We start from the raw sequence: 22,946 nt of genomic DNA on the forward strand, positions 1-22,946 counted from the left end.
TCGTCGTCTGTCGTCGTCTCGGAGCGTTCAGTCGCGTAGCCCCGTCGAGTCGACGACGCCGCTGAGTACCTTGGCGGAGTGGGCGAGGGCGTCGCGTTCGGCGTCGTTCAGGTCGAGTTCGACGACGCTCTTGACTCCGCTGCGCCCCAGCACCGTGGGCACACCGATGAACAGGTCGTCGATGCCGTACGTGCCGTGCAGCTTCGTCGAGACCGGCAGCGCGGTGTACTCGTCGCGCAGGATGGCGCGGGTGATGCGCGCGAGGGCCATGCCGATGCCGTACGACGTCGAACCCTTCGCGTCGATGATGCGGTAGGCCGCCTCACGCGTGTCGGTGAAGACACGCTCGATCTCCTCACGGCGCCCCGGCACGCTCTCGAGGTCGCGTGACAGCGGCGCGCCCGCGACGTTCGCGGACGACAGTGCGGCCACCTCGGTGTCGCCGTGCTCACCGATGATCGACGCGTGCACGCTCGACGGTGCGACGTCGTACAGCTCGCCGAGCATGAAACGCAGGCGCGCCGAGTCGAGCGTCGTGCCCGAACCGATGACACGCTCGGACGGCAGACCGCTCAACTTCCAGGTGGCGTAGGCCATCACGTCGACCGGGTTGCTGGCGACGAGGAAGATGCCGTCGAAACCCGTATCCATCACGGAGCCGACGATCGAGCGGAAGATCTCGACGTTGCGCCCGACGAGGTCGAGCCGCGTCTCACCCGGGCGCTGCGCCGCACCCGCGGTGATGACGACGAGGTCGGCGTCGGCGCAGTCGTCGTATGACCCCACCGTCACGCGCGTCGGCGACGGCGCCCACACGACGCCGTGGTTGAGGTCCATCACCTCGCCCGTCACCTTCTGAGTGTTGATGTCGATGATGGACAACTCGTGGACGAGACCCTGGTTGACGAGGGCGTACGCGTACGCCACCCCGACGTCACCGGCACCGATGAGAACAACGCGATCGCTCATGACCTCAACGCTACGCCGCCGGCCCGGTCTGTTCCGTCGTGTGGAGCACCTTGCCGGTGCAGTGAACATGAACATCGAATGACAGGCGGGGAGGGCTCGTCACGTGACCGCTGGCCTCAGAGGCCCGAGCTTGGGAGTTTGGCAGCCGACCCGCGACCCCGCGGGCCTCCGGGGCCCGAGCTTGGGAGTTTCCGCCGCGTGTATTCAGGCTGTACTGCCTCGACAGGAGCCCGCGGGGGTGCGGTGCCGCGCCGCCCCGCAGGGTCAAGGTGTCGCGATCTGCACCGTAGAGTTCGTCACTGAAAAGCGAACAGCAGCAAGGGAATCGACGATTGCGTCGGCGTCCGTTGTCGCGTCGAGGTTGGCGACGTTCGTCGTCGACGTCAGCGCGAGCGTCGCGCATCCTGCGGCCTTCGCCGCGCGCAGACCGCTTGGTGCGTCCTCGACGACAAGGCATTCTTCGGCGGCGACCCCGAGACGCTCGGCAGCCACGAGGAACGGGTCGGGGTGCGGCTTGCCGTGCTCGACGTCGTCGAACGTCACGACCACGTCCGGGAGCGGGATGCCCGCGGCCTGCAGGCGCGCCAACCCAAGTTCATGCGTCGCCGACGTCACGACCGCACACCGACGGGGCAGCAGCGCCGCGACCGCGTCGACGGCTCCGGGCAGCGCGACGACCCCGTCCGTGTCTGCGAGTTCCATCGCCGTGATGCGGGCCAGCGCGACCTCCGCCTCGCCGGGGCTCAGATGCGGCGCGATCTGCGCGATGATGCCCGACGCCGGCACCCCGTGATGCTGGCCGAGCAGGTGCGGGTCGATGTCGTACTCGCGCGCCCACGCGACCCATGAGCGGATGACGGCGGGCGTCGAGTCGACGAGCGTGCCGTCGTTGTCGAACAGCACGGCCGCGAACGAGCGGCCGGCCAGGGCGGAGAGGTCACCGAGTCGGGGCATGCCTCGATCCCATCACGCCGCCACGCGACGTGCGAGTCCGTAGGCCTCCGCCTCTGGGGTGACCTGTCGAGACGTCGGTGATCGCCTGCCGCAGGGTGGCGGTCCTCCGCTTCCTGGGGGACGACGCCTCGTGGACGTACGCTTGAGGCCGTTTTCGAGGAGGAGGCCCTCATGCTGCGCACCCTGATGCGAGCCAAGATTCACCGCGCGACCGTCACGCACGCCGACCTGCACTACGTCGGCTCGTGCACCATCTCGTCCGACCTCATGGAGGCCGCCGACCTCGTCGAGGGCGAGCAGATCGACATCGTCGACGTCGACAACGGCCACCGACTCACTACCTACGTCATCGCCGGCCCTGCGGGTGAGGGGCGCATCGGCATCAACGGTGCCGCCGCTCACCTCGTCGGGGTGGGGGACACCGTCATCCTCATCGCGTACGGAATGTTCGGTCCCGACGAGGTCGCGACGCACGAGCCGCGTGTCGTGTTCGTCGACGGCGACAACCGTATCGTCGAACGCGGCACCGACCCCGCCCACGCGCCCGAGGGCTCCGGTCTCGTCGACCCGCGCGACGGCTGAAGCCCCCGCGGCCGGTACATAGGCCCGACCCTGACGTGCGGCCGGCGGGCCGGCGGATCAGCTGCTCGACTTTTGTGCATCTGCACGAGGAATGTGCCGCACATTCCTCGTGCAGATGCACATTTCTCGTGCAGCTGGGCTCTCGTGGCGCGGTGAGGCGGGTGGCCCGCTCGTTCAACGGCGCGGCGGGTGCCCGCCCGAGGTCGCTCGTTCAGGAGGCTCGTGCCGCAAGCGCGACGGCCTCGCGCACGAGTGACCTCACGCGCTCGTGGTGGTCGAGGTCGCGGTAGAGCACGCGGACGACGTGGTAGCCGAGTCGCTGCAGGGCGACCTCGCGGAGCTTCTCGCGGCGCAGCGCTTCGCGGTCGGTGTACTTGAGCAGCCCGTCGACCTCGACGATGACGTTCGTCCCCGCCACGAGGAAGTCGGCGCGCGCCACGAACCGTCCGTGCGCGTCGTACACCTCGAACTGCGGGATGACGGTGTACCCCAACGTCGCCAGCACCCAGCGGGCCCGTGATTCCGCAGCCGACTCGGTTCGCGGATCCGCGAACCGTGCCACCGTTCGTGCCTGATGAGCGCCCGCGCGAGTTCCGAAGGCGTCCGCCGCGGCGACGAGGGCATCGGCGTCGAGGCCCAGACGGCGAGCTGCGTCGGCGACGACGAGACCGTCGGGGATGCCGTGGTGGGCCGCGATGTCGATGCCGACTTGGGCCAGGCCCTGCACGGGCCGCGCGATGCCGGCGAGGGGGACGTCGGCCGGCCCGGCGCCCCACGGCCGACGCATCGCCAGGCCGGGGCGGGTGCTGGGTCCGTACGGGCGACGGGACATCTCGACCGTGGTCGGCATGGTGAGCACCGGCAGCTGGTGGGCCAGCGCGGCCGTCACACCGGTGAGGTAGCTGCCGGGAATGGCCTCGAGCAGTGCGACCGCCCGCCGCAGGTGATCCTCACGGGCTGCCTGCCAGGGGTCGTCTGGCCCATCTGTGCGCGTGACGCCGCCGGCCATGCCGGGCGCGGGCTGTACGGCGTAGAGACCCTGACCGAGGCGGGTCAGCACACCCGCCTGCCCCCAGCGTCGCAACTGCGAATCGGTGACGCCCGCGCCCAGGGCCTGCGCCCGCGTGAAATGCCCCAGCCGTGACAGTGCGAGGAGCACGTCGGGAATCGTCACGCCGGGGGCGCTCGCGTCGGAGGCGGCCGCACCACGGGCGTTCGGTGAGGGGTCGGTATCGGGGTCGACCGGGTGGTGGACGCTCGCGGCGGTGTCGTTCGGAGTGAAGGCCCGAGCGCCCTGAGGGGCGGTGTCGGAGCGGACCGCGCCGCCGGCGCTCGCGCGGGGGATCGTCGTCATGAGCCCAGCCTGGTCGAGAATGAGGCCCGGCCGCTGAGGCCCTGTGGACAACTCGTCACATCGACGCGGACGGCGCAGCACCTCGTGTCCTGATGGAACTCCCCGCGGGGAGCCAGCCATTCACTGAACCAAACCCAGCTGCGCGAGAAATACGCATCTGCGCGAGGAATGTGCGTCACATTCCTCGCGCAGATGCGCAAAAGTCGAGCAGCTGCAGCGTCAGCCGGGCAGATGCGGACACCCGGGCAGACCCACCGGTCGTACAGGTCAGACAGCCGCTCAGGTCAGACAGCTCAGGCGACGCCCGTGCCGACGAGCGAACCGACGCCGAAGGTGATGGCCATGGCGAGTACGCCGCCACCGACGTTGCGGGCGACGGCGCGTCCGCGCTGGGCGCCACCGATGCGCGCGCTGACGAAGCCGGTGATCGCGAGCGCGATGACGACGGCGACAACCGTCACCGGCACCCTGAGCGACGGCGACGGCAGCAGGATCGCGAGCAGCGGGATGAGAGCACCGAGGGCGAACGACACGAACGATGCACCGGCGGCCGTCCACGGGTTCGCGAGGTCGTCGGGGTCGAGGTTGAGTTCGGCGTCGGCGTGCGCACGCAGCGCGTCCTTCTCGGTGAGCTGGACGGCGACCTCGCGAGCGAGGGGCTCGTCGAGACCCTTGTCGACGTAGATCTGCGTGAGTTCGGCGAGTTCCTCGTCGGGCATCGTGGCGAGCTCGAGCTTCTCCTTGGCGAGGAGCGCCTTCTCGCTGTCGAGCTGCGTCGAGACGGAGACGTACTCGCCGACGGCCATCGACAGCGCACCAGAGACGATGCCCGCGACACCCGCGATGATGATGGGGGTGCGCTCAGCCGTCGCTCCGGCGACACCCATGACGAGGCCGGCGACGGAGACGATGCCGTCGTTGGCTCCGAGAACGCCGGCGCGCAGCCAGTTGAGCTTCGCGGCATGCCCGGCATCGTGGGCCTCGCCGCTGTGGGGAGTCGTGGTCGTCATGACGCGCATCGTGCGCGATCGACGATGCGAGCGCCACGTAGGTGAGGCTTCGATGAGTCCGGTCACGTTGGCTTCGGCTCGGCCCGTACCCCGAGGGCGCGGCCTTGCGGCCGGTCGAACCATCAGGTGCGTCCATCATCCGCACCCCGAGGGCGCGGCCTTGCGGACCCTCGGATGGACCGCGTCCCCGGCAGGTCGAAAACCCTGCGACAATGGCAAGCATGGCTTTGAAGTCTCGTAACGACGTTCGCAACGTCGCCATTGTCGCCCACGTCGACCACGGCAAGACCACCCTCGTCGACAAGATGCTCTGGCAGGCCGGCGTGTTCGCCGAGCGCGCCACCGTCGAGACCACCGGAGAGCGAGTCATGGACTCCGGTGACCTCGAGCGTGAGAAGGGCATCACGATCCTCGCGAAGAACACCGCGATCCACTACGCGGGCCCCGCCGCGAAGGAGGTCGCGGGCCTCGACGACGGTGAGTTCGTCACGATCAACATCATCGACACCCCCGGTCACGCCGACTTCGGTGGTGAGGTCGAGCGCGGTCTGTCGATGGTCGACGGTGTCGTCCTGCTCGTCGACGCCTCCGAGGGTCCGCTGCCGCAGACGCGCTTCGTGCTGCGCAAGGCCCTCGACGCGAAGATGCCCGTCATCCTGTGCATCAACAAGGTCGACCGTCCCGACAGCCGCATCGCCGAGGTCATCGACGAGGTCTACGAACTGTTCATGGATCTCGACGCGGACGAGGACCAGATCGAGTTCCCGATCGTCTACGCGTCGGCGAAGAACGGCATCGCCTCGACCGTGCGTCCCGACGACGGTGGCCTGCCCGAGGGTGACTCCGTCGAGCCGCTGTTCAAGACGATCCTCGAGACGATCCCCGCCCCGACGTACGAGGAGGGCACGCCGCTGCAGGCGCACGTGACGAACCTCGACTCGGACAACTTCCTCGGCCGACTCGCGCTGCTGCGCGTGTTCAACGGTGAGATCGCCAAGAGCCAGCAGGTGACGTGGTGCAAGGCCGACGGCACGCAGCAGAAGGTGAAGATCACCGAACTGCTCATGACGGAGGGCCTCGAGCGCAAGCCGTCCGAGAAGGCCGCGGGCCCCGGCGACATCATCGCCGTCGCCGGCATCCCCGACATCACGATCGGCGAGACCCTCGCCGACGCCGAGAACCCGGAGCCGCTGCCGCTCATCACGGTCGACGAGCCCGCGATCTCGATGACGATCGGAACGAACACCTCGCCGCTCGTCGGCAAGGAGCGCGGCACGAAGGTGACCGCGCGTCTCGTCAAGGACCGCCTCGACAAGGAGCTCATCGGCAACGTGTCGCTGCGCGTCCTGCCGACCGAGCGTCCCGACGCCTGGGAGGTGCAGGGCCGCGGTGAGCTGGCGCTCGCCATCCTCGTCGAGCAGATGCGCCGCGAGGGCTTCGAGCTGACCGTCGGCAAGCCGCAGGTCGTCACGCGTGAGATCGACGGCAAGCTGCACGAGCCGTTCGAGCGCCTGACGGTCGACACACCCGAGGAGTACCTCGGCGCCATCACGCAGCTGCTCGCTGCCCGCAAGGGCCGCATGGAGCAGATGACGAACCACGGCACCGGTTGGATCCGCATGGAGTTCGTCGTCCCCGCGCGTGGCCTCATCGGCTTCCGCACCGAGTTCCTCACCGAGACGCGCGGTACGGGTATCGCGCACTCGACATCCGAGGGTTACGAGCCGTGGGCGGGCACCATCACGACGCGCGTCGCCGGGTCGCTCGTCGCCGACCGCACGGGCCCCGTCACGTCGTACGCGATGGTCAACCTGCAGGAGCGCGGCACGCTGTTCGTCGAGCCGGGCACCGAGGTGTACGAGGGCATGATCGTCGGCGAGAACAGCCGCGCCGACGACATGGACGTCAACATCACCAAGGAGAAGAAGCTGACGAACGTTCGCGCGTCGTCCGCCGACAACTTCGAGAAGGTCATCCCGCCGCGTCAGCTCTCCCTCGAGCAGAGCCTCGAGTTCTGCCGTGAGGACGAGTGCTGCGAGGTCACCCCGACCGCCGTGCGCATCCGCAAGGTCGTGCTCAACGCCGGTGAGCGCGCGCGCACCGCGTCGCGTGTTCGTAACGCGAACAAGAGCTGACCTGATCAGCTGACGATCGACGAACGGCCGGCCACTCTCGAACGAGGGTGGCCGGCCGTTTCGCGTGCGGCAGAGTGGGGCCATGAACAAGAACCGGGAGGGCGTCTGGATCGTTCAGCACGACGAGACGCCCCACAACACCGTCCTCAGGGTGTTCGCGACGGCCGAGGAGGCGGCAGAGTAGGCCGACGGTGCATGTGAACTACGCCGATGGCGTCATCACCATGGCGTTTCCGATCGGGTTCCGGTTCGAGGACGGGGCGGCGCGCTACCGCCGCTGAGCCTTCGACCCCAGGCATGCAGCCACTGCGCTCTTTGCGTTTCGGCGCGTGGAGGACGAAGGTTGACCTCATGGCTCGGCTTCTCTTCGCGCATGCGCATCCTGATGACGAATCGCTGTGGACGGGTGTGACGATGGCGCATCACGTCGCGCGGGGTGACGAGGTGCACGTGCTCACCTGCACGCTGGGGGAGGAGGGCGAGGTCATCCCTGACGACCTCAAACACCTCGAACTGCCCGCCGGCTCAGCGCGTCCCGACGACGTCGCGGACGAGCTCGCTCCGGTGCGTCGCGAGGAACTGCGCCGCGCGATGACGGCGATGGGGGTGACGTCGTCGGTCGTCCTCGGTGACGACGCCTTCCGCGCCCTCGCGAACCGCCCTGAGGCGCGCACGTACCGCGATTCGGGCATGGCAGGCACGCCGTCGGCATCCCACCCCCGGGCGTTCACGGGCGCCGACATCGAGGCCGTCGCTGCCGACGTCGCCGCGTACGTCGACGCGCTCGCGCCCGACGTCGTCGTCACCTATGACGAGCAGGGCGGCTACGGCCATCCCGACCACATCCGCACGCACGAGGTGACGGTCGCCGCGCTCGCCGCATCGACCGCGCGCCCGAGGCTGTTCATCACCCTGACGCCGCAGTCGTGGGCACAGGAGGATCGCGCCTGGCTGCACGCGATGTGCTCGCCCGAGTTCCTCCACGAGACGGGCTTCGTCGTCCCCGAGCGCGACGACGCCTACCCGCCGTCCGTCGTGCCCGACGACGAGGTGACGCACGCGGTCGTCGATGACGCCGCCGTCAGCCTCCAGATCAAGGCGCTGCGCGAGCACCGCACGCAGGTCAGCGTCGCCGACGAGGTCTACGCGCTCTCCAACGACGTCGCCGCACGTCTTTCGGGACGTGAGGGGTTCACCGAGTACGACGCCCGCGCTCGCCGCCGCATCGTCGGCGCCGAGAACGCCACGCCGAGCGCGACGCGCCCGGAGCTGATCGCATGACCTCCCACCACGAACCGGTCGACCCCGACCACTACCGCAAGGCCATCGGTCGTCTCGCGACGGGCGTCAGCGTCGTGACGACGCGCGTCGGCGACATCGACCACGCCATGACGATCAACTCGTTGACGAGTGTCTCGCTCGACCCTGTTCTCATGCTCATCAGCGTCGAACGCGAGGCCCGCTTCTTCGAGGCGGTCATGGAGCGCGGCGAATGGGCGGTCTCCCTGCTCGGTGCGAGTGCGAAGCCGATCGCGTCGTGGCTCGCGACGCGCGGGCGTCCGCTGCACGGCCAGCTCGACCGCGTGCCGCACCACCGCGGTGACGCGACGGGCCTCGCCCTCGTCGACGACGCCCTCGCGGAGTTCGAGTGCCGCACGGTCTCGACCCTCGACGCGGGCGACCACACGATCGTCGTCGGTGAGGTGCTGACGCTCGCCGTCGGCGACGCTCCCGAGGACGCCCTCACGTATTACCGGGGCGCATTCGGCCGGTTGCGCTGACGCGTCGCTCGTGCCCAGATCGTCGGACGCCGCCGTTCGTGGTGCAATGGTGCGACCCGTGGCGCGGGGTTTTCGCGGGTTCGAGACATGCAGGAGGTCACCGTGGCGGACGACGAGCAGGTGCAGGCGACGCAGCCGGACGGCACGCGTCGGCGCAGGCATCTGGCCTGGTTCGGGGGCGCCGGTGTGCTCGCCGTGGCGGCGATCGGCTACGTCGGGGCCTGCTACCACTACAAGGACACGATCGCGGGCGGTACCACCGTCGCGGGCCGCAGCATCGGCGGGATGACGATGGAACAGGCCTCGCGTCAGGTCTCCGGCCTGCCGGGCCCGGGGGCGCAGCAGCAGGCCACCGTCACGGCCGACGGGCAGAAGTTCGCGTTCGAGCCGTCCAGCGCATGGAAGCCGGACGTGGCGCGCACGCTCGACGGCGTCACCGGGTTCAGCCTGTCGCCTACCCGCCTCATCCATCACATCAGCGGTGACGGCGGCGCCGTCACGCCGCGGTACACGGTCGACGAAGCGGCGCTGGCGCGTCTCGTCAAAAGCTCGGCGGGCACCTCGATCAAGGGCGCGCCCACGCAGGGCAAGGTGAAGTTCATCAACGGTGAGGTCGTCGTCGTCAAGGGCGCGCCGGGCAAGAGCGTCGACGAGAAGGCGGTCGCGAAGGACGTCGCCGAGCACTGGCCGGGCACCACGGCCTACACCACGAAGCTCGTCGACAAGCAGGCCGACGCGACGCAGGACGCCGTCACCGCGTTCGCGGCGGGGGATGCGAAGAAGGCGATGTCCGAGCCGCTGCAGGTCAAGGCCAATGGCGAGACCGTGACGATGAAACCCTCCGATGTCTCCGAGGTCATCTCCTCCGACACGGATGCGCACGGAAAGCCCTCCATCAAGGTCGACGCGGACGCACTGCTCGCCCACGTCCTCGAGCGCAGCACCGACATGCAGAACGACATCGCGACGGACGCGAAGGTCGTGTGGAAGGACGGGAAGCCGAGCGTGCAGCCGGGCAAGGCCGGCCAGCAGATCGACGCCTCGAAGGTGCAGTCGGTCGTCGCGGCAGCACTGACGGGCAACCACGTCGCGAACCTGCCCATGAAGCCGATGCAGCCGCAGGTGACCGAGAAGGACATCAACGTCTCGTCGCTGCCCACCACGTCGATGGCGCACTTCGAGTCCAAGTTGCCCGGCGGCGCCGAGAACGCCGCGCGCACCCACAACATCGAGACGGCGCTCGCGACGCTCAACGGGATGGTGGTCAGACCCGGTGAGCAGTTCTCACTGTTGCGTGCCCTGGGGTACTCGTTGACGAAGGAGAAGGGCTACGTCGAGGCGGGCACGCTGCAGGGCGGCATTCACGTCGACGGCATGGGCGGCGGCGTCTCCCAGGTCTCGACTGTGCTCTACAACACGGCGTTCTTCGCGGGCGTGCAGCTCGACGAGCACACCCCGCACGACGTCTACATCGATCGCTACCCGATGGGTCGTGAGGCAACCCTGTGGAACCCCGGCGTCGACAACACGTGGACGAACGACACCGGCCACCTCATCCTCATCAAGGCGGGCACGAGCGGCAACAAGGTCGTCATGGACTTCTACGGCACACGCCAGTACGACGTGTCGACGAAGACGGGGCCGAAGACCGACGTGGTGCAGCCGAAGCAACGCACCGTGAAGGACGTCAAGGGGTGCGAGAACTCCGTCGGAAACGGCACGCCAGGCTTCCAGGTCGACGTGTCGCGCACCCTCAAGAAGGGCTCGAACGTGGTGCGCACCGACAAGATCCACACGAAGTACCAACCCGACGACATCATCACCTGCGTCGGCTCGTGATGTCGGCGCGCCGGTCTTACAGGCCCGCGTGCTCGATGACGAGGTCGGCGACGTCGCCGGCGTGCGAGCGCACGGCCCAGTGCCCGGCGTCGAGAGGCCGCACGCGGGCCGTCGCGGCGTAGGCTGCGCCGTACGTAGCGATGGGTTCGCGGACGTAGCGGTCCTTCGTCGGCACGACGATCTGAGTCGGCACGTCGGTGCGACGAGGCCCGGAGGTCGCGTCCGCGCTGGAGCCGTGCCGACGCAGCCCCATGTTGGCGCGGTACAGCTCGAGGCCGTCGAGCATGTCGCGGCGCTCGCGCTCGGCGCCGTCGCCGCGCTGCAACAGCCGCCCGAACGCGCCGCTGCGGATGGCGAGTTCCGGAAGCAGCGGGGTCTGGAAGAACGCGATGTACGTCGACGACGCGGCCTGCTGCGCGAGGAGCAGACGATCGTGGGTCGAACCACGGGCCATCGCGTGCATCCAGCGCGACGCATGATCGAGACATGGGCCCGAGATCGTCGTGAAGCTGCTGACGCAGGAGGCCGCGCCGTCGTCCGTCACGGCCTGCCAGGCCTGGATCGAACCCCAGTCGTGGGCGAGCAGATGGACCTCATGCCCGTTCTCGGCGGCTGCGGTGACGGCCCGATCGACGTCGCGGCGCAACTTGTCGAGGGCGTAGCCGTCGCGTGACGGCGGCGCGTCGGAACGGCCCGACCCGCGGGTGTCGTAGGTGAGGACGTCGGCGCGCGGGATGAGGTGGGGGATCATCGCGTCCCAGACCCGCTGGTCGTCAGGGTAGCCGTGCACCGCGATGACGACGGGACGCTTCGGCGTGCGGCCGGTCGGCATGCCTTCGTCAGACGAGTCGCCAGCCGACGATTCGTCAGCCGACGAGACGGCGAGTCGGTGCCACGTCGCGGCGAGCGTCAGGCCGTCATCGGTGGTCAGGGAGGTCTGTTCGACAGTAGCTTCGTGCGTCGCGGTCGTCATGACGCCACTGTGCCGTACGAACCCGGGGCCTGTCTTGATCTACGACGCTGCCCGACGCGCCCAGGGGCGGCGCGGCACAATGAACGCGTGAGTACGCCGAGCATCCCGTTCACGCCCGCCGCCGACGTCACGGCGCATGCCGCCACGATCGACGTCGGGCGCATCGCGCACGAGCTGCGTCATCACGAGGTCACCGACGTCCTCGTCAGCGGTGTCGAGCGTGCCGCGTACTCGAGCGACGCGAGCCTGTACCGCGTGCTGCCGCGCGCGATCGTGCGTCCGCGCCACACCGATGACGTGCTCGAGACCCTCGCCGTCGCGCGCAGTCTGGGCGTGCCGATCACAGCACGCGGCGCGGGCACGTCATGCGCCGGCAACGCCGTCGGGCCCGGCATCGTCATGGATTTCAGCACGCACATGAACAAGGTGCTCGACCTCGACGTCGCGAACCGGCGCGCTGTCGTCGAACCCGGCGCGGTGCATCAGAGCCTGCAGCGCGCGGTGCTGCCGCACGGGGTGCGCTTCGGGCCGGACCCGTCGTCGCACACGCGATGCACGATCGGCGGGATGATCGGCAACAACGCGTGCGGGTCGCGGGCGTTCGCGTATGGCAAGACGAGCGACAACCTGCTCTCGCTCGAGATGGCGACGGCCGGGGGGGAGCTCGTGCGCCTCGATCACGGGGCGTCGCGCGACGCGCTGACCGCCGCGCACCCCTACCTCGGGCGCCTCGACGACCTCGTCGGCGCGAACCTCGCGACGATCCGGCAGGAGTTCGGGCGCTTCGATCGTCAGGTCTCCGGCTACGCGATGGAGACGCTGCTGCCGGAACGCGGGTTCGACGTCACACGCTTCATGGCCGGCACCGAGGGCACGCTCGGGGTGCTGACGGAGGCCACTGTCGGGCTCGTGACGGAACCGGCGTTCCGCATCCTCGTCGTCCTCGGCTACGACGACATGCCGGCCGCCGGTGACGCCGCGCCGCTCGTGCGTCAGTTCACGCCGACGGCGTGCGAGGGCATCGACCGGCGGCTCGTCGACGTCCTCATCGCGCGGCGCGGCGCGCAGGCCGTCCCGGCGCTGCCGAAGGGGTCGGGGTGGCTGCTCGTCGAGATCGCCGGCGACGATCGCGACGAGGTGCTCGCGCGCGCCGAGGCGTGTCTCGTCGGCTGCGGGGCGATCGACGGGCGCGTCGTGCTCGACGCCGCGGAGACGAGTGCGCTGTGGAAGGTGCGTGAGGACGGCGCCGGCCTTGCGGGGCGCTCGCCGAAGGACCTGCCCGCGTGGCCCGGCTGGGAGGACGCCGCCGTCCCGCCCGAAAAGCTTGGCGCGTACCTGCGTGACTTCGACGCGTTGCTCGACACCTACGACCTCTCCGGGTTGCCGTATGGACACTTCGGCGACGGGTGCCTGCACATCCGCATCGACTTTCCGCTCAGCGCGCCGGGCGGCACGCAGGTGCTGCACGAATTCCTCGACGAGTCGGCGCAGCTCGTGGCGCGCTACGGCGGGTCGATGTCCGGTGAGCACGGCGACGGGCGCGCCCGCAGCGAGTACCTCAGCTCGATGTACTCGTCGCAGGCGCTCGCGTTGTTCGCCGGCGTCAAGGAGATCTTCGACCCGACGAACCTGCTCAACCCGGGCGTCCTCGTCGATCCCGCGCCGGCGGCGGCCGACGTCCGCATGGCGCACGTACCGCCACTGACGAAGGACCTCGCACTCGCGTACGCGCATGACGGCGGCGACTTCGCGCGCGCCGTCCACCGCTGCACCGGCATCGGCAAGTGCCGCGCGAGCACGATCGGGACGACGAACGTCATGTGCCCGAGCTACGCGGCGACCGGTGACGAGAAGGACTCGACGCGCGGACGCGCGCGGCTGCTGCAGGAGATGGTGCAGGGCGGGCTCTCCGGCGGTTTCGTCAACGACGGTTGGCGCTCGCCGGAGGTGCACGAGGCGCTCGATCTGTGCCTGTCGTGCAAGGGCTGCACATCGGACTGCCCGACGGGTATCGACATGCCCGCGTTCAAGTCGGAGGTGTTGCATCAGACGTACAAGGGGCGCGTGCGTCCGCGCTCGCACTACGCGTTGGGGCAGCTTCCGCGCTGGGTTCGGTTGGGACACAAGGCGTCGGGCGTGTTCAACCTGGCGCTCGCGGTGACGGGCAAGGTGCCGGTGCTCAAGAAGCTCGCCGGCGTCGATCCGCGACGCTCGGTGCCGTCGTTGGCGCGTGAGTCGTTCCGTGACTGGTGCCGCACGAACGATGTCGGGTTCTTCGAGGACGCCGAACGTCGTGGCGTGGTGCCGGAGAACGCCGTCGTCATCATGGTCGACACGTTCACCGACCACTTCTCGCCCGAGGTCGGTCAGGCCGCGGTTCGCGTGCTGCGGCGCGCAGGCTGGGAACCGTTCGTCGTCGAACGCGCCGGCTGCTGCGGTCTGACGTGGATCTCCACGGGCCAGCTCGACGGGGCGAAGAAGCAACTGCGCGGGTTGATCGGCGACCTCGCGCCCGTCGCGCGTCGTCACGTGCCCGTGATCGGGCTCGAACCGTCGTGCACGGCGGTGCTGCGCGGTGACGCCGCCGAGCTGCTGCCCGGCGACGAGGACGCTGAGCTGGTGGCGCGCTCGACGTCAACGCTCGCGGAGTTCCTCGCCGGTGACGACCGGTGGACGGCGCCCGACCTGTCCGGTGTCGACGTGGTCGCGCAGCCGCACTGTCACCACCACGGCGTCATGGGGTGGTCACCCGATGCGGCGCTGTTGCGCGACGCCGGCGCCAACTTGCAGCAACTCGGCGGATGCTGCGGCCTCGCAGGCAACTTCGGCGTCGAGCAGGGGCACTACGAGGTGAGCGTCAAGGTCGCCGAACAACAGCTGCTGCCGGCGATGGACGCCAAGCCCGACGCTGCGCTGCTCGCCGATGGGTTCTCGTGCCGCACCCAGATCGCCGACCTCACCACCCGGCGCGGCATTCACCTCGCGCAGTTGCTCGACGACGCTCAAGGTGGTCAGGGCGTCTGAGCCCTGAGTGCAGGCAGGGGGTCAACGGCGTCTCTCGAGGCATCGCCCTGCCTGCGCGCGTGGATCTCTGACCGGATTCGCGTCGTGCGCGACGCGTTTCCGGGCGATGATCGCGGAGGCCGGTGCCTCGGTGGTCAGTTCGGCTGGAGGTAGACGTACCTGTGGTGCGTCGTGAAGCCGAGCGATTCGTACAGAGCGATGGCCGGTGCGTTGTCGGCGGCGACCTGCAGGTACATCGACGAGGCGTCGGCGCGGAGCGCTTCGTCGGCGCAGGCGCGCAGTAGTTGTCGTGCGAGGCCCTGACGGCGGGCGTCGGGGCGGGTGGCGAGGGCGAACACTCCGGCCCATCCCGGCGACAGCGCCAGGCGAGCGTGGGCGACGGCTCCCGAGGGCGCGCCCGCCGCACCGGAGGTGATGCCGTCCGTGTCAACGGGCGGCGTGAGCGCGAGGAAGACCTGCTTCTCGGAGCCCTCCAGGACGCGCCGGGCGTCGCTCTCGTGCGTGCGGGCCCGGTCATCGGCGAGCGACCACCACGCGTCGTCGAGGGCGGGGGAGACGTTCGTGCGCATCGAGCTGGTCGACGTGCGCCGCGCAGCCGCAGCGACGTCGGCGCTCGCGGCCGTCATGACACGTACCGGGCGGAGCGCCTCCCAGCCGAGAGTGGTGGCCTCCTGGACGAGGGGGTCGTCGTCGGCCGAGAAGCCGGGTGAGAGAGGCACCTGGATCAGGGGCGGCAGCGCTCGAGCGTCGTACCAGCGTCGAACGGTGGCAAGCGAGTCGGCCGTCGACGGGCCGGGTTCGCCGAGGACGAGAGCCGAGTTGGCACGCCCGGTGTAACCGCCGGCAGCGCGCAGCATCCAGCGTCCGAACCACTCACGTTCGTGGGGCGGCCAGCCGTCCGTCATGAGCTCTTCGAGATCCTCGACGGAGACCGCGCGATGCGGCGCGCCACGCCGGCCGGGGCGTGGGCCGAGCGCCTTCGCCGTCACGATGTGCGTGATGGCGACGCGCACCTCGCCGCGCCGGGTGTCGACGACGACATGGCCAACGTCGACGGAGCGGACGGTGCCGACGATGTCCGTCAGGGTCGCGTTCGCGTCGAGCGTGCCTGCGGCGGCGGCGATCTCGCCGGCTGTCAGCCGCCGGCGAATCATGACCCGTGCGCCCTCTCGCAGGGTGGAAGCAAGGGTGGGCTTGTTTTCGGCGGAGTCGCGCACATCGGCATACTAGGAGGCAACCATCCGAACATCGCACCGTGACGCTCGGATACCAAGAACGTTCGCTGTCCGCATCTCGCCTCTGCACGGGTCGGCCGGCGGGCGCAACGCGACCACCGAGGAGCTACCCGTGACGTACGTCATCGCCCAGCCCTGTGTCGATGTCAAGGACAAGGCCTGCATCGAAGAGTGCCCCGTCGACTGCATCTACGAGGGTGAGCGTTCGCTCTACATCCACCCCGACGAGTGCGTCGACTGCGGCGCATGCGAGCCGGTATGCCCCGTCGAGGCCATCTACTACGAGGACGACACGCCGGAGGAGTGGGCCGACTACTACAAGGCCAACGTCGAGTTCTTCGACGACCTCGGCTCGCCCGGTGGCGCCGCCAAGATGGGCGTCATCAAGAAGGATCACCCGATCATCGCCGTCCTGCCCCCGCAGAACCAGGACTGACGCCCAGGGCTGGTGGCCAGGGCTGACGGTGAGGCCTGACGAGGACCGGCAGGCCGAGTGCACGCCCCAGAGGTGCTGGGTGCTTGCGTGCCTGCACGCGAACCTCGCTCGCGCCAATAGAATCCTGCCCTTTCGAACCCCGCGCCAATCGAACCCCCGCGCGAGCTGCTGACGGCTCGTGTGGGGGTTCGTCGTGTCCCGCACCCATCTGTGATCTACGTCTACATCTGCGAATCCCGTCCACCTTCGCGATCTACGTCCCCTCCGGCGATTCCTGTCCACATTGGCGATTGTCGTCCACATTTACGTCGTCGGCGCAGCACGTGGGTCGACCGCGAAGGTGGACGAAAATCGCAACAGTGGACGAAGATCGCAGCGGGGGAGGTGGTTCGCAGAGGTGGACGGAAATCGCGAATGGTGACGAAGATCGCAGGAGTGGACGCCGTTAGCCGATGGGCATGCGGCCCTGGCGGCGCGGGGGTTCGGGCAGGGTGGGGATGTCGGTGGCAGGTGCGAGAATGGCGGCATGGCGCTCAACCTTCCTGACTTCCCCTGGGATTCGCTGGCCGCGGCCAAGGCGCGCGCGAGTGAGCACCCTGACGGCATCGTCGACCTCAGCGTCGGCACGCCCGTCGATCCGACGCCGCAGATCCTGCAGGACGCACTCGCGGCCAACGCCGACGCCCACGGTTACCCGCAGGTGTGGGGGACCCCCGATCTGCGTGAGGCGATCGCCGCCTGGTACGCACGCCGCCGCAACGCGAGCCACGTCGACCCCGACGGCGTCATGCCCACGGTCGGTTCTAAAGAACTGGTCGCGTGGCTCCCGACGCTGCTCGGCCTGGGCGCCGGGGACGTCGTCGCCTTTCCCGAGGTCGCCTACCCGACGTACGACGTCGGCGCTCGCCTCGCGGGCGCGACGCCACGTCCGATGCGGGGCCTCACCGAGTTCGGGCCGCAGGCGCCGAAGCTGCTGTGGATCAACAGCCCCGGCAACCCGAACGGCAAGGTTCTCGGTGTCGAGCACCTCAAGAAGGTCGTCGACTGGGCACGCGCGCGTGGCGTCATCGTCGCGAGCGACGAGTGCTACGCCGAGCTCGACTGGCGTGACGGCGCCGGCGAGGCGGGGCAGCTGAGCGCCCCGAGCATCCTCGACGACCGCGTGTGCGGTGGAGATCACACCGGGCTGCTGTCGGTGTACTCCCTGAGCAAGCAGTCGAGCCTTGCCGGATACCGTGCGAGCTTCGTCGCGGGTGACCCAGCGATCGTCAAGCAGCTCGTCGACGTTCGCAAGCACGCCGGCATGATCGTGCCGTGGCCGGTGCAGCGGGTGCTCAAGACGGCGGTCGAGGACGACGCCCACGTGGCCGCCCAGAAGGCGATCTACGCGCGCCGCCGCGCCGCTCTCAAACCTGCGCTGGAGGCGGCAGCCTGGCGGATCGACGATTCCGAGGCCGGTCTGTACCTGTGGGCGACGCAGGGACGCCCCTGCCGCGAGTCGATCGACGCGCTCGCCGAGCTCGGCATCCTCGCTGCGCCGGGCGACTTCTACGGCGTCGCGGGCGAGCAGCACGTCCGCATCGCGCTGACGGCCACCGACGAACGGATCGACGCCGCTGTGAGGCGACTCACAGCGGGTTGACGGACAGTCAAAGTTTTTCCTCTACCCGGTGGTAGCGGATTAAAAGCAGCGGAAATTCTCAGGTAACGTCTCATTCGCTAACCCGGTACACCCCTGCCGGTCCGCAAGGAGGAAAACCCACATGACTTCTCAGGGCAACGCCACGTTCACGGCCGACGACAAGGAACTCGAGTTCCCGATCGTCGAGGCCGTCGAGGGCTGCAGCGGCTACGACATCTCGGCGCTCATGAAGGAGACGGGCAACGTCACCCTCGACGTCGGCTTCGTCAACACCGCGTCGTGCAAGTCCGCCATCACCTACATCGACGGTGACCAGGGCATCCTGCGCTACCGCGGTTACCCCATCGACCAGATCGCGGAGAACGCCTCATTCCTCGAGGTCGCCGCGCTCCTCATCGACGGTGAGCTGCCGTCGCAGGCTCGTCTCGACGAGATCACCCAGGCCGTCGCGAAGGCGTCCGTCCTGCCCGAGGGCCTGGAGAAGATCTTCGACGCGTTCCCCAAGGGCGCGCACCCGATGCTGATCCTCGCCTCCGTCGTCCCGGCGCTCGGCACGTACTGCGCCGACGCGCTGTCGGTGAAGGACGACGCCGCGATCGACAAGGCGACGGCCGTCCTGCTGGGCGCCGTCCCGACGCTTGCCGCGTACTCGTACCGCAAGTCGATCGGTGAGTCGTTCATCGCGCCCGACGCCTCGCTCGGGTACGTCGAGAACTTCCTGCACATGATGTTCGGCGGCGACGTCGACCAGGCCACCGCCGATGCGCTCGACATGCTCTTCACGCTGCACGGCGACCACGAGCAGAACTGCTCGGCCTCGACCGTCCGCATGGTTGGTTCCGCCGAGGCGGACCTGTTCCAGTCGATCACCGCCGGCATCGGCGCCCTCTCGGGCCCGCTGCACGGTGGCGCGAACTCTGCTGTTCTCGAGATGCTCGAGAAGATCCAGTCGACGGGTGACTCGGCCGAGGACTTCATGGACAAGGTGAAGAACAAGGTCGACGGCGTGAAGCTCATGGGCTTCGGCCACCGCGTCTACAAGAGCTACGACCCGCGCGCCGCCATCGTCAAGAAGGCGACCCACTCGATCCTCGAGAAGAACGGCAAGGACGAGCAGCTCGAGCTCGCCATGGGCCTCGAGGAGCGCGCGCTGAAGGACGACTACTTCGTGCAGCGCAAGCTGTACCCGAACGTCGACTTCTACACGGGCCTCATCTACAAGTCGATGGGCTTCCCGACGAACATGTTCACCGTCCTGTTCGCCATCGGCCGCATGCCCGGCTGGATCGCGCAGTGGCGTGAGCAGAACAAGGACGCGGCGAAGAAGATCGGCCGTCCGCGTCAGGTGTACGTCGGCGCGACCGAGCGCGACTACCCGACGAAGTGACGCCGGCGCGGCGCTGATCGCGTTCGCACCGTCGGACGAAGGGGCTGTTCACCATCGAAGGTGAGCAGCCCCTCCATCATGCCTGACGTCCGGCCGGTACGACGGCCTTCCCCGCGTCAGGGACGGGGGGGTGTCGCCCCACGCAAGAGCGCGCGCTGGGTTCGATTGGTCGCAGCGGCGAGCGGCGGGCGTCAGCCGATGAACGCGATCCCGAACGTCGCGAGCAGGCCCAGCAGCAGGAAAAGAGCGACGATGCGCTGCATCCTGCTCGCGCCGCTCATCGACGACGCGGCCTGCAGATCCGGCGCCGAGTAGGCGTCGAAGCCACTCTCGCGGACCTGGTCGCGCTCGCTGACGGGCACCCGCGTCTCGTGCAGCTCCCGCAGGTCCTCGCGTGGGGTCGGGCCGCTCAGGTGCGTTCGGTCGGGGTGGCTCGTCATCGTCGTCTCCTCGTGCGTGGGGCGCTCACAGTGTGACGCCTGGCTGACGGTCCGTGGGGTTGAACGGGTGATGAAATGCCGCGAGGCGCCGCGGCTCGGATGGTCGCGACCCCGCATGCCCGCCTGTGGCGTCAGTTCTTGTGCAGGTCCGCGTTGAGCTCGATGCCCCTGCCGGCGCGGGCGCGGCACTCGACGGCGCCCGTCTCGGAGTTGCGCAGGAAGAGCATGTTGGCGCCACCGGAGAGCTCGACGGCCTTGGTGACGGTGCCGTCGGGCATCGTCACCTTGGTGCCGGCGGTGAGGTAGAGGCCGGCCTCGACGACGCAGTCGTCACCGAGCGCAATGCCGAGGCCCGATTCGGCGCCGAGCAGGCAGCGTTCGCCGAGGCTGACGCGCTGCGTGCCGCCGCCCGACAGGGTGCCCATGATCGAGGCGCCGCCGCCGATGTCGGAGCCGTCGCCGACGACGACGCCCTGCGTGATACGCCCCTCGACCATGGAGTGCCCGAGCGTGCCGGCGTTGAAGTTGACGAAACCCTCCTGCATGACGGTCGTGCCCTCGGCGAGGTGGGCGCCGAGACGCACGCGGTCGGCGTCGGCGACGCGGACACCGCTGGGCGTGACGTAGTCGGTCATGCGCGGGAACTTGTCGATGCTGAAGACGCTGACGGGGCCACGCTGACGCAGACGCGCGCGCGTCATCTCGAAGTCGTCGACGGCGCACGGGCCGAAGTTCGTCCACACCACGTTGGCGAGCCGGCCGAAGATGCCGTCGAGGTTGATGGTGTTCGGCAGCACGAGGCGGTGGCTGAGCAGATGCAGGCGCAGGTACGCGTCGGGAACGTCGTCCGGGGCGGCGTCGAGGTCGATGACGGTGCGCACGACCTTCGTCGTCACCGTGCGCGCGTCGTCCTTCGTCTCGAGGGCGGTGAGCGCGGACGGAGCCTTGGTGGCGTCGTCGGGCGTGCCGAGCGCGGGGGAGGGGTACCACGTGTCGAGCGTGGTGCCGTCGGCGGTCACGGTGGCGAGGCCGTAGCCCCAGGCGGTGCGTGCATCAGTCATGCCGCCCAGGCTACCGAGGGGTTCGCGGCTGTGGGTGGGCTCGTCCGGGTGGCGGGCCGACTCGTCTGCGATTCGCGCACACATTCGCTCCCCGGGCGATGGACGTTCCTCTCCCGTGCCACGGTTGTCGGCGACGGGTCATAGGGTGTGGGCATGGCTTCTCTGGACCTGACGCAGGACGTCGTCGCGCTCACCGAATCGGTGTGCAACATCGAGTCGGTCTCCCTCGATGAGAAGAACCTCGCCGACGCGATCGAGGCCGAGCTCGCGACGCTCGACCACCTCGACGTCGTACGCGACGGCAACACGATCGTCGCCCGCACGAACCTGGGGCGTGACGAACGCATCGTCCTCGCCGGCCACATCGACACGGTGCCGCTGACGAAGGATCCCGCCAACCTGCCCGTCAAGCGTGTCGGCGGCAAGCTGCACGGGCGCGGCACGACCGACATGAAGGGCGGGGTGTCCGTCCAGCTCAAGATCGCCAAAGAACTGACGGAGCCGAACCGCGACATCACCTTCGTCTTCTACGAGGGCGAGGAGATCGAGGATCAGCACAACGGTCTGGGGCGCATTGCGCGCACCCGACCGGAGCTGCTCGAGGGGGCCGCGTTCGCCGTCCTGCTCGAGCCGACCAACGGCGGTATCGAGGGCGGCTGCAAGGGGACGCTGCGGGTTCACGTGCGCACCAAGGGAATCGCCGCCCACTCGGCGCGGCCCTGGAAGGGTGACAACGCCATCCACAAGGCTGCCGACATCCTCAACCGGTTGCGTGAGTACGAACCGCAGACGGTCACCGTCGACGGTCTCGACTACCACGAGGGCCTCAACGCGGTGAACATCTCCGGCGGCATCGCGGGCAACGTCATCCCCGACGCGTGCACGGTGACGGTGAACTACCGCTTCGCGCCGGACAAGAGCGCCGAGGACGCGCTCGCGTACGTCACGACGTTCTTCGATGGTTTCGACATCGAGTGCGACGATCTCGCCGGGGGCGCCCGTCCCGGTCTCGACCGCCCGGCGGCCAAGGCGTTCGTCGACGCGCTCGGCCTGCCCGTCGTCGCGAAGGAGGGGTGGACGGACGTCGCGCGCTTCTCCGCCGTCGGCGTGCCCGCGGTCAACTTCGGCCCCGGGGACCCGAACGTCGCCCACATGGACGACGAGTGGTGCCCCGAGGATCAGATCGTCACCGCACTCGAGCTGCTCAAGGGATGGCTGGCCTGATGGCGCACCACGACGACGAGCGCGACGCGCGTAGCGCCCGCGGGAGCGAGGAGATGGTCGACGTCGCGTCGCAGCCCGGCCCGGTTGCCGATTCGGGTCTCGCGGCCCGCCGTGACGAGGCAGAACGCCGCAAGGCCGGCCCCGAGCACGACTACCACAAGGGTGCCGTCACGCTGCGCGGCAAGCACGTGCCTCGCACGACGACCGACCAGCGACTGCTCGACTCGAACTTCGAGGCGGACTGGGTCCACACCGACCCATGGCGCGTCATGCGTATCCAGGCTGAGTTCGTCGAGGGCTTCGGCGCGCTCGCCGAGCTGGGGCCCGCCATCAGCGTGTTCGGCTCGGCGCGGCTCAAGTCCGAGCATCCGGCGTACGCTGTGGGCGAGCAGGTGGGGCGCGCCCTGGTCAAGGAGGGCTTCGCCGTCGTCACCGGCGGGGGCCCGGGCGCGATGGAGGCCGCGAACAAGGGCGCCTTCGAGTCAGGCGGCACGTCCGTCGGGCTCGGCATCGAACTGCCCTTCGAGACGGGGCTCAACCGCTTCGTCAACCTCGGCGTGAACTTCCGCTACTTCTTCGTGCGCAAGACGGTGTTCGTCAAGTACACGCAGGGCGCCATCGTGCTGCCGGGCGGTGTGGGGACGCTTGACGAGATGTTCGAGGCGATCACGCTCGTGCAGACGCAGAAGGTGACGCACTACCCGATCGTGCTCGTCGGCACCGCGTTCTGGAGCCCGCTTCGCGAATGGTTGCGCGCGACGGTGCTCGCCGAGGGCATGATCTCCGAGCGCGACGTCGACCGCATGGTCATCGTCGACACCGCAGAAGAAGCCATCGCGTTCATCCGTGACGCTCACCGCGCCGCTCGCGCGGGCGAGCGTCCCGTCGAGGCCTGAGGAG

19 protein-coding genes are annotated in these 22,946 nt (G+C 69.1%); 11 read left to right on the top strand and 8 right to left on the bottom strand.

What is annotated here, in order from left to right; genetic code table 11:
- Positions 1–27 precede the first annotated feature (27 nt).
- Both ABH936_RS07610 and ABH936_RS07615 read right to left on the bottom strand, forming a co-directional pair.
- Positions 28–969, bottom strand: coding sequence for an L-lactate dehydrogenase (locus tag ABH936_RS07610; RefSeq protein WP_006947407.1), 942 nt, complete (start codon positions 967–969; stop codon positions 28–30).
- Positions 970–1,233: 264 nt separating this feature from the next.
- A complete protein-coding gene (locus ABH936_RS07615) occupies positions 1,234–1,923 on the bottom strand; it encodes an HAD family phosphatase (protein ID WP_074040382.1) in 690 nt (229 codons plus the stop codon).
- A 171-nt stretch (positions 1,924–2,094) separates the two neighbouring features.
- On the opposite strand from ABH936_RS07615, the gene panD reads away from it, so the two are divergent.
- Positions 2,095–2,505: an aspartate 1-decarboxylase gene (gene panD / locus ABH936_RS07620; RefSeq protein WP_006947480.1), complete on the top strand. Its 411-nt coding sequence runs from the start codon at positions 2,095–2,097 to the stop codon at positions 2,503–2,505.
- A gap of 211 nt (positions 2,506–2,716) precedes the next feature.
- Here the strand turns inward: panD and ABH936_RS07625 are convergent, their stop codons facing one another.
- Both ABH936_RS07625 and ABH936_RS07630 read right to left on the bottom strand, forming a co-directional pair.
- Positions 2,717–3,859, bottom strand: coding sequence for a type IV toxin-antitoxin system AbiEi family antitoxin domain-containing protein (locus tag ABH936_RS07625; RefSeq protein WP_006947436.1), 1,143 nt, complete (start codon positions 3,857–3,859; stop codon positions 2,717–2,719).
- Positions 3,860–4,152: 293 nt separating this feature from the next.
- Entirely contained in the window at positions 4,153–4,878 is a 726-nt protein-coding gene (locus ABH936_RS07630; RefSeq protein ID WP_062255826.1) for a VIT family protein, read from the bottom strand.
- Between the two features lie 212 nt (positions 4,879–5,090).
- Between ABH936_RS07630 and typA the strand changes: the two genes are divergently transcribed.
- The 4 genes from typA (at position 5,091) to ABH936_RS07650 (ending at position 10,624) form a co-directional block, all read left to right on the top strand.
- Complete coding sequence (gene typA, locus ABH936_RS07635) at positions 5,091–7,004, top strand: translational GTPase TypA (protein ID WP_404602958.1); 1,914 nt, start codon at positions 5,091–5,093, stop codon at positions 7,002–7,004.
- Between the two features lie 351 nt (positions 7,005–7,355).
- Positions 7,356–8,285, top strand: coding sequence for a PIG-L family deacetylase (locus ABH936_RS07640; protein ID WP_062255821.1), 930 nt, complete (start codon positions 7,356–7,358; stop codon positions 8,283–8,285).
- The gene (locus ABH936_RS07645; RefSeq protein WP_006947412.1) at positions 8,282–8,785 is read left to right on the top strand and encodes a flavin reductase family protein; all 504 of its coding nucleotides are present in this window, start codon (positions 8,282–8,284) and stop codon (positions 8,783–8,785) included. The genes ABH936_RS07640 and ABH936_RS07645 overlap by 4 nt, the downstream gene beginning before the upstream one ends.
- 87 nt (positions 8,786–8,872) lie before the next feature.
- Positions 8,873–10,624, top strand: coding sequence for a VanW family protein (locus tag ABH936_RS07650; RefSeq protein ID WP_144693422.1), 1,752 nt, complete (start codon positions 8,873–8,875; stop codon positions 10,622–10,624).
- Positions 10,625–10,640: 16 nt separating this feature from the next.
- Here ABH936_RS07650 and ABH936_RS07655 read toward each other — a convergent pair whose 3' ends face one another.
- Complete coding sequence (locus tag ABH936_RS07655) at positions 10,641–11,597, bottom strand: alpha/beta fold hydrolase (protein ID WP_074040384.1); 957 nt, start codon at positions 11,595–11,597, stop codon at positions 10,641–10,643.
- Positions 11,598–11,684: 87 nt separating this feature from the next.
- Here ABH936_RS07655 and ABH936_RS07660 point away from each other — a divergent pair, with 87 nt between their 5' ends.
- Entirely contained in the window at positions 11,685–14,621 is a 2,937-nt protein-coding gene (locus tag ABH936_RS07660) for an FAD-binding and (Fe-S)-binding domain-containing protein (RefSeq protein ID WP_404602959.1), read from the top strand.
- A 134-nt stretch (positions 14,622–14,755) separates the two neighbouring features.
- On the opposite strand, the gene ABH936_RS07665 is transcribed toward ABH936_RS07660, so the two are convergent.
- Positions 14,756–15,775, bottom strand: a complete 1,020-nt coding sequence (locus ABH936_RS07665; protein ID WP_074040385.1) for an N-acetyltransferase — start codon at positions 15,773–15,775, stop codon at positions 14,756–14,758.
- A gap of 193 nt (positions 15,776–15,968) precedes the next feature.
- Between ABH936_RS07665 and fdxA the strand changes: the two genes are divergently transcribed.
- From fdxA to ABH936_RS07680, 3 genes are all read left to right on the top strand, one after another.
- Positions 15,969–16,292, top strand: a complete 324-nt coding sequence (gene fdxA, locus ABH936_RS07670; RefSeq protein WP_006947414.1) for a ferredoxin — start codon at positions 15,969–15,971, stop codon at positions 16,290–16,292.
- 526 nt (positions 16,293–16,818) lie between these two features.
- Complete coding sequence (gene dapC / locus ABH936_RS07675; RefSeq protein ID WP_062257065.1) at positions 16,819–17,934, top strand: succinyldiaminopimelate transaminase; 1,116 nt, start codon at positions 16,819–16,821, stop codon at positions 17,932–17,934.
- A gap of 121 nt (positions 17,935–18,055) precedes the next feature.
- The gene (locus ABH936_RS07680; protein ID WP_404602960.1) at positions 18,056–19,321 is read left to right on the top strand and encodes a citrate synthase; all 1,266 of its coding nucleotides are present in this window, start codon (positions 18,056–18,058) and stop codon (positions 19,319–19,321) included.
- A 191-nt stretch (positions 19,322–19,512) separates the two neighbouring features.
- Here the strand turns inward: ABH936_RS07680 and ABH936_RS07685 are convergent, their stop codons facing one another.
- Positions 19,513–19,761 (bottom strand): hypothetical protein, encoded by a 249-nt coding sequence (locus ABH936_RS07685; RefSeq protein ID WP_074040387.1) that lies wholly within the window; start codon positions 19,759–19,761, stop codon positions 19,513–19,515.
- A gap of 131 nt (positions 19,762–19,892) precedes the next feature.
- The gene (gene dapD / locus ABH936_RS07690) at positions 19,893–20,822 is read right to left on the bottom strand and encodes a 2,3,4,5-tetrahydropyridine-2,6-dicarboxylate N-succinyltransferase (protein WP_062257071.1); all 930 of its coding nucleotides are present in this window, start codon (positions 20,820–20,822) and stop codon (positions 19,893–19,895) included.
- Between the two features lie 153 nt (positions 20,823–20,975).
- Here dapD and dapE point away from each other — a divergent pair, with 153 nt between their 5' ends.
- On the top strand, positions 20,976–22,046 hold the full coding sequence (gene dapE, locus ABH936_RS07695) for a succinyl-diaminopimelate desuccinylase (RefSeq protein WP_074040388.1): 1,071 nt from the start codon (positions 20,976–20,978) through the stop codon (positions 22,044–22,046).
- Complete coding sequence (locus ABH936_RS07700; protein ID WP_243754982.1) at positions 22,046–22,942, top strand: TIGR00730 family Rossman fold protein; 897 nt, start codon at positions 22,046–22,048, stop codon at positions 22,940–22,942. Before dapE ends, ABH936_RS07700 begins: the two co-directional genes overlap by 1 nt.
- The last annotated feature ends 4 nt before the right edge of the window (positions 22,943–22,946 follow it).

The sequence above is a fragment of the Dermacoccus sp. GAS27A genome, assembly GCF_044909235.1.
Lineage (GTDB): Bacteria > Actinomycetota > Actinomycetes > Actinomycetales > Dermatophilaceae > Dermacoccus > Dermacoccus nishinomiyaensis.